We start from the raw sequence: 13,690 nt of genomic DNA on the forward strand, positions 1-13,690 counted from the left end.
CCGCTCACCTTGCCCGACGACGCCGCCCGGCCGCCAGGTGCTTTGGGACGATGGTCCCGCGATCAGGGTCTTTCCGGCCCTATAGGTCTGAATCGGGCGGGCCCGATGCTGAGGTATGAGCACGTATGTGAGGCCGGTGCCGGCCGTCCGCACCCTCGTCGTGGTGTGCGCGCACCCCTATGACGCGACGTTCGCGCTGGGCGGCGTCATCGCCGCGTTCGCCGGCGCCGGAACGTCCGTCCACATCGTCTGCCTCACACACGGCCGCGCTCACGATCCACGGCCCCGGCAGCGGCTGGACCGAGCCCGCGACCTCGGCCGCGCCACCCGCCACCTCGGCGCCGACGACGTCGTGCTGCTCGACCACGTGCCCGGGACGCTGGTGCTGACCAGCCTCGACACGCTCGCCGACGAGATCGTGGCGGCCCACCACGGCGTCGACGCCATGCTTACCGTCGACGCCACCGCCGACGACGCCCACCCCGACCACGTCCGCGCGATGCGGGCCGCCTACCGCGCGGCGACGAAGCAGGGCAGCACGCTCTACGCCTGGACGCTGCGGCCCGGCCAGGAGTTCCGCGGCCGCCAGGTCCTCGTCGTCGACGTGGACCGCGAACGGCAGCGCGCGGCCACCGCCTGCCACACCGGCCTCCGCGCCGACGACCCGCTGCGGCGCCGCTGGCAGCGCCTGCAGGACCGCACCGAGCGGCTGGTCGTGCTGCGCTCCGAGCGCACCGCCACCCCGGTGTTCGCCCGCAACCCCTAGACGTAGTTCCCCGTGACGTTGTGAACGCGGGCTGCGGGGACGCCGCCGCCGATGCCGGCTGGCGCGGGTGCGCCGTTCGCCGTTCGTCGTTCCTGCCGGTGCACCGTTTGGTGTCCTCGACTCCCGCAGCCGTCTACGTCACTCGCAGGGGGAGCACCTCACCCGCCGCAGCACCGGATGAGCGTCGTCATCGGCGGTCATGCGGTCCTTGCGCGAGTGAGGTGCACCCGGCGCGCGTGAAGTGCGGCTGCGGCCCCGGGAGACACCCCTGAGCGCCTACGCCGTCAGTGCGTCGGTGAGCAGCGCGACCAGCGCCTCCAGCTGGATGTCCGCCGCCGACGAGATCTCCTCGTCCGAGCCGTCGAGCGCGCGGGCGGCCAGCCCCGCCTTGCCGTCGATCAGCTCCGCGATGCGGGTGTCGACGGTCTGGGCGGCGATGATGCGCCACGCGGTCACCGGCTCGGCCTGGCCGATGCGGTGGACGCGATCGATGGCCTGGGTCTGCTCGGCCGCCGACCAGGACAGCTCGGCCAGCACGAGGTTCGACGCGACCTGCAGGTTGATGCCGACGCCGGCCGCCGTCAGCGAGCAGACCGCGACCGCGACGTCGGGGTCGTTGACGAACGCGTCGATGTTCTGCTGCCGCTTGCGGGTCGTCTGCTCGCCGCGGATCGACGAGTAGCGCAGGCCGCGCTCGGCGAAGAGCGCCTCGGCCGCGTCCATGACGTCGATGTGCTTGGCGAAGAAGACGACCTTGCCGACGCTGTGGGCCAGCTGGGCCGCGTAGTCGGCGGCCAGCCCGGCCTTGGCCTGGCCGATGCGGCGGATCATGCTGAACACGTTCTCGCCGGTCTTCGCCGACTTGTCGGCCAGCTCGGCCCCGGCGACGCGGCGGACGAGGTCGGCGTCGATGCCGGTGGCGGCGTCGCCGCGCGCCTCGAGGGCGGCGTGGTAGCGGGCGACGAGGCGGTCGGCCAGCTCGCGCTCGGCCGCGCGGATGGACCGGCCGGCGGCGTCGTCCAGCTCGACCGGCAGGTCGGCGACCCGGCGGGCGGGGATGTCGGCGGCGACGTCGGCCTTGCGGCGGCGGACGATGCCGAGGTCGATCACGCAGCCGCGCGCCGCGGAGGCGAACCCGTGGTCGACGGGCGTCAGGCCGGTCTCCTCCAGCGCCTCCATCAGCTCGGGGCCGGGCTTGCGCTCGTCGATCCAGCCGAGGAACTGCCAGATGGCGCGGAAGTCGTCGATGTCGTTGATCAGCGGCGTGCCGGTGAGCGCCATCAGCAGCGGGCGGACGGCGCGCGAGCGCAACTGCTCGGACAGCTGCCGGACGTGCTGCGAGCGCTGCGACTTCTTGTTCTTGATGAAGTGCGCCTCGTCGACGACCATGCCGCGGAAGCCGAGGTCGCCGAGCCAGCCGACGTGGCGATCGAGCACCTCGTAGTTGACGATGATGATGTCGGCGAACCCGTCGATGGTGTGGCCGTCGCCGTGGATGACCGTCGCCGGGTGGCCGGGCGTCCAGAGGCTGGCCTCGCGCGCCCAGTTGGTCTTGACCACGTTCGGGACGACGACGAGCAGCGGGAAGGCGTTCGCGGCCTGGGCGGCCAGCAGCGCCTGCGCCGTCTTGCCCAGGCCGGGCTCGTCCGCGAGCAGGAAGGTCCGGTGCCCGTCCTCGGCGGCGGCGACCAGGCGGGCCTGGTGCGGCATCAGCTCGAGGCCGTCGGGCAGCCGGACGGTGGCCGCGCCGGGCAGCGCCATGGAGGCCGTCGTGCCGTCGGTGGCGTTCTCGAACGAGCTGAGCAGCGGCCCGATCAGTTCCCAGTTCACCAGCCGCCGGGGCCGAGCCACGCTCTTCTGCGCCGGACGGGCCGCGGCGGCGTCGTAGTCGGGGGCGAGGAACGGGTTGGCCAGCTGCCGTGAGACGACCGACGGCGGCACGACCCGCCGCTTCGGCGCGGTGACGGCGGCGGTGGGCGCCGCGACCGGCACCTCGTCCTCGGCCGGTGTGCGGCCGGCGGCGACCAGCATCTCGTGCCGCAGCTCCCTGGCCGCGTCGCTGACCGGCGCGTCCTCGGCCAGCAGTCCCAGCAGTGACGCGTCGCGCACGGCCACCTTCGCGAGGATCGTCGCGATGCCGTCGAGCCGTTTCAGCTGCTCGGCGCGGTACGCCTCGCTGCGGGACTCGTCGGTCTTCACCTGGGCCCGTTCCTCACGCACCAGCAGGGCGATGACCTGGAACTTCGTGCTCACGGACGGCTTGATCGAGCCGCGCTGGACGCTGCCCTCGACCTCGCGCACCGCGCGCGCGAGCACCGACATCATGCCTTCGTTCTCCTGTGCCCGGCCGCCGCGTCGCCGCGACCGGTTCGCCGTCCGGCTGGCGCCGGGGCGGCGCCTGGCGTCTCTCGCCAAGTGCTCCTCCTCTGGAGTTGCCACGCTGTGGAGCCGTGGCCACCGGGACGTCGCACGCTCTCGTCCCGGTTCGGGGACGTCGGTGCCGGATTACGCCGGGTCACCGTCCCATGGTGTGACCCGGCCCCCCTTGGCTCGACGGACCCGGAGGCCACGCCGATACGAGCGCGTCCGGCATACGCCGGTCACTCGCGTCCCTGCCGCATGTGGGAGATCCCGTTCCGCGGGCTCCCCACCTGCCGGGGCGGCTTGCAGCCGAGTTTAACGCCTCACCGGCCCGATGGGCCCGGTTCGCGTGCGCGTTGCCGCATTTTCTCCTGATTGAAGCCGGAAGGGCCCTCCGATTATTCCCGGCCCCGCTCGTCTAGACTGAGCAGTGGCGAGGAGTCTGCTGATGGAAGCCAGCTCGACCACCGCGATCATCGCGTACCAGGGTGTCTCCGCCGACGAGGCCGAGATCTTCCGCTTCGTGCTGTCCCAGTTGCCCGGTTTCCGCACCGTCACCGTCGGCACCGCCCTCGGCCAGGTCGCCGGTCCGGGCGGCGTCCAGACCATCGATGCCACCCTCGACGAGGTCAACGCGCCCGACGTCGTCGCCGTCCCCGGAGGTGTCGGCACCGACCGGCAGCCCGAGCTCGCCGCCTGGCTGCGCCGGGTGTCGCCGCGCTGGCTGCTCGCGAGCTCGACCGGGTCGGCGCTGCTGGCGGCGGCCGGCCTGCTCGACGACGCCACCGCGGCGACGCACTGGCTGGCCGGCCCGCTGCTCGAGCACTACGGCGCCCACGCCTCGCACGACCGCCTGGTCGTCGACGGCCGCCTCATCACCTGCTCCGGCGGCCCGACGGTGTTCCGGGCCGCACTCGTCGTCGCGCGCGCCTACGGCGGGTCCGACCTCGTCGCGCAGATCACGGCCAGCGCCGTCACCGCCCGCGAGCAGCGCCCCCGGCCGCCCCGGCACCGCGGCTTCTGGTCCCGCCTCGGCGGCGCGGTCCGCGGCCACGACCCGGCGCCGCCCGAGCTCGGCCCGCTCGACCGCGCCCTCGACGACCTCGGCCCGCTCGATCTGGGGCCGGTCGGGCCGCCGCCGGTTGCTCCGCCCGACCGCCGCTAGGGGGTGCGGCGCTACTCGGTGCGCCCGGCGCGTTGCTGGAGGACGTAGGCCGCGGTCAGGGCGATCGATCGCTCGTCGCTGCGGGCCAGGTCGGCGAGCGCGCGGGTCGCCGCCGCGCCGGGGAGGTCCGCCAATGCCTGCACGATGCGCTGCCGCACCGGCGTCGTGGCGCCGTCGAGGTGGGCGACGAGGCCGGCGGCGATGCGGCCGGCCCGGTCGCCGTCCTCGGCCAGCGCGCTCAGCGCGTCCGCGGCGTCGACGTCGTTCACCCCGTCGACCACCATGGCGATCAGCGTCGGGACCGCGTCGGCCACGCCGCGTGTCCCGAGCGACAGCGCCGCGGCCCGGCGCACGGCGGTGTCGGGGTCGGCGAGGGCGCCGCCGAGCAGGGCCGTCGCCTCGTCGCCCGGTAGCTGCGCGATCAGCGCGACGGCGCGCCCGCGGACGTCGGCATCGTCCGCCGTGAGCCCGGCGGCCAGCTCCGCGAGGCCGTCGCCGCCCGATCGGCGCAGCGCCCACCGCAGCGCGCCGGCCACGTTGGGGTCGGTCTCGGCGAGCGCCGCCTCGACCAGCAGTTCGACGGGCGCGGCGGCCTCGCCGGCCGACGACAGGGCGGCGCGCTGGCGCACGCGCGCGCTCTCGGAGCCCAGCCCCTGCAACAGCGCGACGACCCCCAGCGCCGCCTCCCAGTCGGCCGGCTCGGCGGCGTCGAGGTGACGCAGTCGCGCGAGCAGATCCCGCTCGCGCCCGATGCGCTCCTCCGTCTGCTGAATCAGCTCGTCGACGATGCCGGATGGGTCGAATCCCGGGTCGTCCAGGGCGCGGCCGACCTCGCGCAGCGTCAGGCCCAGCGACCGCAGGCTCTCGACGTGCAGGATCCGCCGGATGTCGTCGCCGGAGTACTCCCGGTACCCGCCCACGCTCCGCCCCGTCGGCCGCACCAGCCCCAGCGCGTCGTAGTGCCGGAGCATGCGCGCGCTGACGCCGGACCTGCGGGCCACCTCACCGATCAGCACGCCCCAGTGCCTCCTCCCCGTCCGGCCCGAGCGCGACGATCCGCTTCGCGTCGTCGATCGCCGCGTCGAAGCCCGTGTCCGGATCGTGCCACAGCCGCTCGGTGGCGATGGCGTGCGCGCGCACTTCGGGCACCGGACTCGTCCTCGCGGCGGCCAGCACCGGCGGCGCCGCGTCGCCGAGCGCGATCAGGGCCCGGCTCAGGCTCAACTGGAGGTTCGGCTCGCCCCGTCCGAGCTGAGTGGCCAGCGCCGCGGCCAGCGCGCCCCGCTCCCCGTCCGGCACCAGCACGACGGCCGCCCGCCAGGCGCTCCGCGCCACCTCCACGTCGGCGTCGGAGAGCAGCGACCGGGTGATCGCCCGCCACGCTCTCCCGTCGCCGATCTTGGACAACGTGTGCAGTGCCTGGCTCCGCCCCTGCGCGACGTCAGACCCCAGCTCCTCGACCAGCAGCGGAACGGTGACGCTCGCCGGGTGCCTGGTCAGCGCCCACGTGAGCATGTCGCGCACGTAGAAGTCCGGCTCGACCGCGCACCGCTCGACGATGCTCCCGACGTCGTCCGGGTCGGGCCGGCTCCCCATCGCGAGCGCCGCCCGCAACCGCACCGACGCCCGCGGATGCGCCAGCGTCTTGGTCATCACGACCACCTCCTCCACCCAGTGGACGGCTTGTCACCGTGTCAAGGTCAAGCGGAGGTGCACGCGGCGTGGCGGGCCCGGATCACGCCCGGGCCCGCCACACGAGACGATCTGGATCAGCCCTCTTCGCAGGTCGGGATGATGAGGTGCGGGTTGCTGGACCGCATCTGGCTGCCCGGCATCATGCCCCAGCCGTTCTGATCGCTGGTGCCGATGGCCTCATCGGCCCAGGTGTAGTAGCGCCAGCTGCCGGCCCTGGCCGACTTGCAGCCGAACCAGCTGCGGGTGCTGTACATGATGCCCACCCGCTGGTTCGTGACCCTCGGGTGGAACACGGACGCGCCGTAGACGTTGTCGCAGTAGGTCAGCCGGTAGGTCGAGCCCCACGGGTCGGTGATGTACTCGTTCGACTTCACGCAGCTGGCGGTGATCGCGGCCTTCGTCGAGGCGGCTTCGTCGGCGGCCGTGCCGGTCGCCCCCGCGGCGCCGGCCGAGGTGGTGACGCCGGCGGCGAGCGCGGCGATTCCGACGAGTCCGCTGATCAGACGTCGGGAGGTACGCATGGGCAGGTGCCTTTCGGTTGTCCGGATGCCACCCCTGCGGCGGCGTCCCCCACTCTCGGCGAGCCGCGGCGCGACGGGTACCTCTGACGTCCGAGGGTGCTCAGCCGGCGTCGGGCGTGTAGACATCGAGGTAGCGCGCGATGCTGTCGGCGTAGACCCGCAGGTGCTCCGGCGGCGACCCGGCCCATTCGTTGACCCGCTCGTCGGAGCTGCGGTGGGCCAGCGCCATGTTGACCTGGTGCCCGCCGGGCAGGTCGGCGGACACGCGTGGCGCGACGAAGCACAGGTAGCGGCCGAGCGCGGGGATCGACGTCTCGGGCGGGAACGGCGGCTGTGGATCGCCGCCGTTCGGGCGTTCGGCATCGGTGACCCAGTAGTAGAGCACGCGCCCGCTCCACCGGGCGATGCCGTACTCGTCGTTGGCCGGGTCGGACAGATCGGCGTCGAAGTCGCTCTCCGTCTTGAGCATCGCCGCGATCAGCCCGGGCGTGACCGAGGGCTCGTCGCACTCGCCGGCAGAGTCGACGATGAGCCGGCGGAACTCGACCGGGACGCCGGCGTCGGTGCTGAGCACGTCCGCCCCGTACTCGGCGGGGTCGGCGGACGCGGGCTCGTCGGCGGTGAACACCGACCATGCGATGGCGCCGCCGCCGAGCACCGCGGCCGCCACCGCGGCCACCCCCAGCCGGCGTCGCCACCGCGGCGGGCGGAGCCGGGGCAACCGGGGTGATCGTTCGGCGCCGGCGGCGTCCTCGGCACGGCGCAGCACCGACTCCGCGTCGTGCCGGGACCGTTCGTCGTGGCCGGGGGCGAGGCAGTCCGCGATCAGCCGCCGCCACGGCTCGGTCAGCGCGGGGGAAAGCCGCAGCTCGTCGTCGCCGCGAGCGTAACGGACGGCGGCGTCGCGACGGGCGGCCGAGGTGCTGCCGGGGAACGGGTACCCGCCGGACAGGACGAGGTGCGCGAGGACGCCGAACGACCAGACGTCGGCGCTGGGCCGCACCTGCTGACCGCGCTCGGTGACGCCGGCCCAGAGCAGCTCCGGCGGTGCGAAGTCGGGGGAAGCGAACAGCGGCCCGTAGGCGTGCGTGCCCTCGAGTTCGGCGGAGAGGTTGAAGTCGGCCAGCCGGGCCGACCCGTCCGCCATGACCAGCACGTTCGCCGGCTTCAGGTCGCCGTGCACCCAGCCGGCCCGGTGCAACTGGGCCACGCCCTCGGCGATCTGCGCCAGCACCGCCGGGCCGCCGTCCAGCGGTTCGCCCGCCGCCAGCAGGCGGTCCAGCGACGTCTGGGCCCGTTCGAGGACGAGCACCGTGGCGCCGTCCAGCTCCGGCCGCGCGCCGTCGTCGACCGTCAGCGTCTCGTACATGCGGATCAGCCGCGGCCGGCGCAGCCTGCGCAGCACGTCGATCTCGCGCTGGATGAGGTCCTGGAGGTGACGCAGCTGCCGTGGGGTCCGAGTTCCGGTGGGTAGGAACTTGAGCGCGGCCTCGGCGGGCAGGTCGCCGGGCCCGTCGCCGACCCGCCGGGCGGCGTAGACGCTGCCGAACGCGCCGGACGCCAGTGGCTGGCGCACCTCCCACACGCCGACGCGGTAGCCCTCCGGCACCGTGACCGCGAACGGATCTGTGGTCACGCGTTGCCTTCCAGCAGGGCGAGGTCGTCCTCGCCGACGAGGTCGAAGCGCACCGCGAGCGCGGCGACGGCGTCCTTCTTGCCGTGCATGCGCCCGCCGCAGGCCTCCTCGTCGGGGCCGGCCTTCAGGCGCAGCTTCACCGCGAGGTAGTCGATGTTCCATTGGACCGTCGTGCGGTTCGCGGCCGGCCACACCGGGCGCAGCCGCTGCGCGACCTGGTCGACGGTCGGCGTCGTGGCGAGGGCGTCGCCGCGTAGCCGCGGCTCGCACAGCGCCGTCAGGACCAGGAAGTAGCGCTTGCTCCGGTCGAGCGGAAACGCCGCCGTGGTGGCCTGACCGGACACCGGCGTCAGCTCGTCGTGGTAGTCGTGGCGTGGCGCCCACACGTCGACGACCCGCAGCAGGTCGTCGGCGGCGGGCAGCACCAGCCGGGAGAACTCGAACGGGATCGGCGCGTCCAGCCGGCCCGGCGCCACCTTGACGTGCTCGCCGGCGCCCTCGGGGTTCTCGACCACGTACGTCTGCCGGCGGCTGAGGTTGCTCAGCTTCCAGAACGCGCCCTCGGCGGCGATGCGCCCGGCCCGGCGCGACACGCCGTCGTGCGCGACGGTGACGTGTGGGTCGCCGGGCCGCTCCGGTGGCCGCTCGCGGCCGAACGGCACCGACTGCCCGGGCGCCAGCCGCAACTGGTCGCCGTCGGCGGGCACGACGATAATGCTGAACGGGTGATGGTCCGATCCATGATCCATGGTGGGGTCAATGTTGGCATATCGGGCCCGGGTCGTCATGCGCGTTCCGGAACGGACATTTCGTCCGCCATCGGCGGCTGATCAGCGGGGATTCGACGAGCCCGAGCCCCGGCGGAATCGGCCGGCGTTCTCGGCGGCCCAGTCATCGTAGGTGCGCGGCGGCCGGCCGATGATCTCCTGCACGGACGGTCGTTGGTCGAGCGTCCATCGGGTGAGCTCGGCCAGTTGTGTGCCGTACTCCTCGAGGGCGTACAGCGTCACGTCGATGCCGCTGTCGGGCCAGCCGTGACGGCGCCAGTTCTCCCGGCCGGCCGGAGCCGTCAGCTCGACCTCGGCGATGTCGCGGCCAATGGCCTTGGCGATGTTCCGGACCCGCGAACGCGTGCTGATCGGCGGACCGACCGCCTCGATGATGCTTCCGGCGTAGCCGTCGTCGCGCAGGGCCGCCACCGCGACGGCCGCGAGATCGTCTTCGTGGATGAACGGATAGTGACCCGAGCTCAGCAGTGCCTCCCGGACCACCAGTTCGGCCCCGATGGTGTCCGGCCAGTCCGATCCCGTGGCCGGATAGGTGCCTTCGAACATGGATCCCATCACCGCGGACGGGCGGATGTGCGTCCACGCGATGCCGGAGCCCTCCGCGGCCCGCTCGATGGCCAGCCAGAACCAGGTCTCCGGCGGGTACGACTCCTCGTACTCCGGCCCGTGCGACGACAACACGACGAGGCGGCCGGCCCCGGCCGCACGCGTCAGCGCCAGCGCGTCTCCTACCGTCGCGGGCACAGCTCCGGCGAGGAAGACCCCGTCGACCCCGTCGAACGCCTCGGCGCACTCCAGCGGCCGGGTGATCGACCCCTCGACGACCTCGACCGCGTCCGGCCAGCCGCCCGTGTGGTCCGGCTCGGCGAGCACGCGCACGCGATCGCCGGCGGCGAGCAACTGCCGCGCCAGGCTTCGTCCGACGATCGCGGTCGGGCTGCTGCCCGCATCTTTCCGCGCGCCTACGACTGTCAGCAGCCGCAACGCCCCGGCGGCTGCGCCGCTCTCGACCCGCCTGATCTCACCCATGCAAGACTCCTCCATCGTGGCCAACGGAGATCTTGCGCCTTCCCGTGACAGACCGGGAGGGTTGCGGATCCATGATCGAGACTATCAGCATCATGTCTGCGGATGCCGTCGGGCGCGGCGGCGTCCTTTCAGTCGGTGAAGGGGACGGAGACCCCTAACCCGACGATCGTGAAGGAAGCTGATGCGGTACGAGAAACCGCTGGTCAGAGCGGTTTTACGGTCATCTCGTAAGCTCGCGGATCCCCTGCTCATGGCAGGGAGCCGGTTGGTTCTAGCTCTCCGACTGTATCGGGCTTCTGAGGGTCGGTACGGGTTGTTTGCGATGGGTAGGCGATGGAGCACGCGGTGGCGCCGTCTCAATCCAGAGCAATGCCGGCAGACTCCAGCAGAGGCACCATCCTGGCGGCCGCAATCGGGGCGCCGGCACGCTCCAGCGCCGCGATCGTCGATGCGTCCGTGGCACCGCGCAACCGAGCAACGGAAGTCGCGTGCACGGCAAGCAGCTGGACCGGGTACTCGGCGATCAGAACGCTCAACAACGCATCGGGTGTCATCACCTCGACCCCGAGCCGCTCCGCCACGTCCTCCGGGAAGTCCTTCGTGTTCGCCGTGCACAGGATCGTGGCCTCCGCGGCGATGGCAGCGACCATCACATGGCGGTCGTCCTCGTCAGGCAGCACCAACCCCGACAGCCGCTCGTGATCCTCGGGCGCCGGGTCGACCTCGGCATACGGGAACGCGCGGTTCATCGCGGTCGCCAGGCGCGCACCAGACTCCACGGTGAACCCAGCGACGTTCGCGACCAGATGTTCGGTGACCTCGCTGAGAATCTCCCGACTCCACGCGATGGCGATGATCTCCTCATCAGCCGAATAGAGCAGATAGTCACGCAGCACTCGCGAGTACAGAACGTTGGCGTCGACCAGCACGACCCGGACCACGCCGGGCAGCTCGAGATCGTCGGTCACTCGGTGAGGCCCAGTTCGTCCTGCAATCCGGCAAGGTCCTCCAGAACTTCCCGACGCCGTGGACGCTCGGTGTCGAGGAACGCCCGGATCGAGGAGACTCGGATGCGGTGATGGGCGCCGACCTTGCGGAATTCGAGCACGCCCTGGTCCATCAGCTTGCGGACCTGTGGCCGCGACATCCCCAGCAGCTCGGCGGCCTCGCTCGGTGTGACCTCAGCGTGTCCACGAGTGAGGAGAACCTGCTGGCCACGAGCACGCGCGTCCACCACACGCGCGAGCAGCTCAGCCGTCTCACGCGAGAGCGACACCTGCACCTCGTCGCCGCCGGCGTCCAGGGCGCGGTGCACAGCCTCGACATCACGAGCGAGCATTTCCGTCATCCCGCCGCCCCATCTGCTCCAACTGATCTATCTGCAACAACCATACGCTCTTCGGGCCACGCGACGCAGGGATCGCGCTTGCCATGCGTGGGATCTCAGCGAGGAGCACCGGGACAACCGAACCGTCGACGATCCGGCCGGCGCCCCCCTGCGCAGCGCAAGTGTCCGGGGCTCCTGCTTCGCTTCCGCTCGAGTCGTGGCCGGCTCGGATGACGGTGACACCTACGACCGTCACCGGCGAGATCCTCCGCGAGCTCACCCTCGACCCCACCCGCATCTACCAGCGCACAGGCCGACCACCCGGCCCACAACCCAAGAAACAGAAAACCGGACCTACGAAGTCGTAGGTCCGGCCGTCCGGGATGTTCTGAGAAATCACAATGTCGGGCTGACAGGATTTGAACCTGCGACCCCTGGATAAAACCGCTGGTCAAAGCGGCTTTACGGTCATCTCGTAAGCTTGCGGATCCCTGCTCATAGCCGGAACCGGTCGGTTCTCACTCTCCGATTGTATCGGGTCTCCGAGGGTCGATACGGCTTGTTTGCGATGGGTAAGCAATGGAGCACGAGGTGGCGCCGTCTCAATCGAGAGCAACGCCGGCGACTCCAGCAGAGGCACCATCCTGGCGACCGCAATCGGAGCACCAGCACGCTGCAGCGCGGCGATGGTCGATACGTCCGTGGCACCGCGCAGCCGAGCAACGGAGGTCACGTGCACGGCAAGCATCTGAGCCGGGTACTCGGCGACCGGAACGCTCAACAACGCATCTGGCGTCATCACCTCTAACCCGAGCGGCCCGCCACCTCCTCCGGGAAGTCCTTCGTGTTCGCCGCGCACAGAACCGTGCCGTCGGGCTCGGATGGATGTGTCAGAGGTACGTGTCAGCATGACGAGGTGTTCGTCGAGAATGACGATGGGGTCGAGTTGAACGCTGCGTTCACCGTCACCGCGGATCGCCAGCAGCTGTGCCTTGTCCTAGAGAGCGCCGGCGGGAAGAGCGCGCGGACAGCCCAACCGCGCAATCACGAGTACGTCGACGCACTGCGTCTTCTGCTGAGCCGGCTCCGGAGTCGGCGAGCAATCCTCGAGGAGGCTCTAGTAGCTTCGTCGCGGCTGATAGAGCTGCCCGAGGGCGAACGCAGGCTCATCACGGCTCCGGTGGCGTTGTCCGGCATCAACGACATCGAGCGGCTACGGCTGGAAATCACTGCGGCACAGGGCCGGATCGGCCTGCCCACCGGGGCCAAGAAGGAGGGCAACAACCGGAAGCGCATCATGTTGCGTCTCGCGATGCCGGGCTACGGTCCCGAGGACGCCCAACGGCTCGCCGCCGATCTGGCCACATCACATCTGCCCGGCCCACCTCACAATGCCTCGCAGCGACACTGGCTGCTGCAGTGCAACCCCAAAATCTGGGACGTGTGGAGCTGGCGGGAAAGCAGCACGGAACCGCTGGATCGTTGGACCGTCACGAAGCACCTCAAAGACCTCCGGCCGGGCGATCGTTTCGCATTCTGGATCTCTGGGGCAGGTGCCGGCGTCTACGCCACCGGGACCCTCATGTCGGATGCCTACGTCACCACGGAGTTCGGCGACCACTGGCAATCACCGCCCAGGGAAAGTCATGTCGTCGATCTGCGGTTCGACCACTACCTGTTCGACAGGCCCCTGACGAAGACCTCTCTGGTTGAGTTCCCCGAGTTCACCGACTCCCTCATTGTCAGGATGCCGGGTACGGCAACCCGATCCCGCTCACTCCCGGAGAGTGGGCACTCCTGGAGAGCCACATCGGCGTCGTCGCGCCCGCAGAATCGCCGCAGCGTTCCGACATCGTCATAACGTCCCGTCCACTCGGCAGTGTGCCGTCCGCAACCGAGACGAGCACACCCCCAGGGACCCGCGCCATCACCTATCCGGAAGCCGGGCTGGTGAAGCAGTGCGAGCGCCATGTCGGTCACGAGCTGCGGAGCCTGACCGCCCTGCTTCCTACCGACGAAAAGCTCGTCTGCGACGCTTTCGACCCGGAGACGAACCTGATCATCGAAGCCAAATCGTCGACCAGACGTTCGGATGTCCGCATGGCGATAGGTCAGTACTCGATTGTCGGCATTACATCAAGAGCACTGCCGCCATCGCGGTGCTGCTCCCCGGCAGACCGGCGGAAAGCGTGGTCGAGCTGCTCCGGGCTCAGGACGTCAAGCTGATCTACAGGAACGGCGGCACGTTCGTGGGCCCGGCATGAGTGCCCGCGCCCGCCGCGCGGCGCCCTGCGCCGATACCTGACCACCCTCCGACTCGGATACTCCCGGCGGGACTGTGGGTCGCTCGAGCGCGGCGGGCCTGGTGGGCGCGCCGTGCCACCGACTGGCAGGCCGATGTC

General features: G+C 71.3%; 12 protein-coding genes. 3 read left to right on the plus strand and 9 right to left on the minus strand.

Going from position 1 to position 13,690, the window contains the following annotated elements:
* The first annotated feature begins 115 nt into the window (after positions 1–115).
* Positions 116–766, plus strand: coding sequence for a PIG-L family deacetylase (locus ACW62_RS04415; protein ID WP_083459193.1), 651 nt, complete (start codon positions 116–118; stop codon positions 764–766).
* Between the two features lie 276 nt (positions 767–1,042).
* Here ACW62_RS04415 and ACW62_RS04420 read toward each other — a convergent pair whose 3' ends face one another.
* Positions 1,043–3,181: a DEAD/DEAH box helicase gene (locus ACW62_RS04420; RefSeq protein ID WP_053202865.1), complete on the minus strand. Its 2,139-nt coding sequence runs from the start codon at positions 3,179–3,181 to the stop codon at positions 1,043–1,045.
* A gap of 394 nt (positions 3,182–3,575) precedes the next feature.
* Between ACW62_RS04420 and ACW62_RS04425 the strand changes: the two genes are divergently transcribed.
* Complete coding sequence (locus ACW62_RS04425; protein ID WP_053202866.1) at positions 3,576–4,292, plus strand: DJ-1/PfpI family protein; 717 nt, start codon at positions 3,576–3,578, stop codon at positions 4,290–4,292.
* Between the two features lie 11 nt (positions 4,293–4,303).
* Here the strand turns inward: ACW62_RS04425 and ACW62_RS04430 are convergent, their stop codons facing one another.
* The 8 genes from ACW62_RS04430 to ACW62_RS04465 all read right to left on the minus strand — a co-directional run bounded on the left by ACW62_RS04430 (position 4,304) and on the right by ACW62_RS04465 (position 11,309).
* Complete coding sequence (locus ACW62_RS04430; protein WP_053202867.1) at positions 4,304–5,308, minus strand: HEAT repeat domain-containing protein; 1,005 nt, start codon at positions 5,306–5,308, stop codon at positions 4,304–4,306.
* Positions 5,295–5,945, minus strand: coding sequence for a HEAT repeat domain-containing protein (locus ACW62_RS04435; RefSeq protein ID WP_053203123.1), 651 nt, complete (start codon positions 5,943–5,945; stop codon positions 5,295–5,297). The genes ACW62_RS04430 and ACW62_RS04435 overlap by 14 nt, the downstream gene beginning before the upstream one ends.
* Positions 5,946–6,061: 116 nt before the next feature.
* On the minus strand, positions 6,062–6,508 hold the full coding sequence (locus ACW62_RS04440; RefSeq protein WP_053202868.1) for a hypothetical protein: 447 nt from the start codon (positions 6,506–6,508) through the stop codon (positions 6,062–6,064).
* Between the two features lie 100 nt (positions 6,509–6,608).
* Positions 6,609–8,144, minus strand: a complete 1,536-nt coding sequence (locus ACW62_RS04445) for a protein kinase domain-containing protein (protein WP_053202869.1) — start codon at positions 8,142–8,144, stop codon at positions 6,609–6,611.
* Complete coding sequence (locus tag ACW62_RS35065; protein ID WP_053202870.1) at positions 8,141–8,893, minus strand: hypothetical protein; 753 nt, start codon at positions 8,891–8,893, stop codon at positions 8,141–8,143. The genes ACW62_RS04445 and ACW62_RS35065 overlap by 4 nt, the downstream gene beginning before the upstream one ends.
* Before the next feature lie 81 nt (positions 8,894–8,974).
* Positions 8,975–9,961 carry an SDR family oxidoreductase gene (locus ACW62_RS04455; RefSeq protein WP_053202871.1) on the minus strand — a complete coding sequence of 329 codons (987 nt, stop codon included), beginning with the start codon at positions 9,959–9,961 and terminating at the stop codon, positions 8,975–8,977.
* 356 nt (positions 9,962–10,317) lie between these two features.
* Positions 10,318–10,929, minus strand: a complete 612-nt coding sequence (locus ACW62_RS04460) for a PIN domain-containing protein (RefSeq protein WP_053202872.1) — start codon at positions 10,927–10,929, stop codon at positions 10,318–10,320.
* The gene (locus ACW62_RS04465) at positions 10,926–11,309 is read right to left on the minus strand and encodes a helix-turn-helix domain-containing protein (RefSeq protein ID WP_083459196.1); all 384 of its coding nucleotides are present in this window, start codon (positions 11,307–11,309) and stop codon (positions 10,926–10,928) included. The genes ACW62_RS04460 and ACW62_RS04465 overlap by 4 nt, the downstream gene beginning before the upstream one ends.
* Positions 11,310–12,204: 895 nt before the next feature.
* Between ACW62_RS04465 and ACW62_RS04470 the strand changes: the two genes are divergently transcribed.
* Positions 12,205–13,149 (plus strand): EVE domain-containing protein, encoded by a 945-nt coding sequence (locus tag ACW62_RS04470; RefSeq protein ID WP_053202874.1) that lies wholly within the window; start codon positions 12,205–12,207, stop codon positions 13,147–13,149.
* The last annotated feature ends 541 nt before the right edge of the window (positions 13,150–13,690 follow it).

It is taken from the genome of Jiangella muralis (genome assembly GCF_001270745.1).
In the GTDB taxonomy this organism is placed as follows: Bacteria; Actinomycetota; Actinomycetes; order Jiangellales; family Jiangellaceae; genus Jiangella; species Jiangella muralis.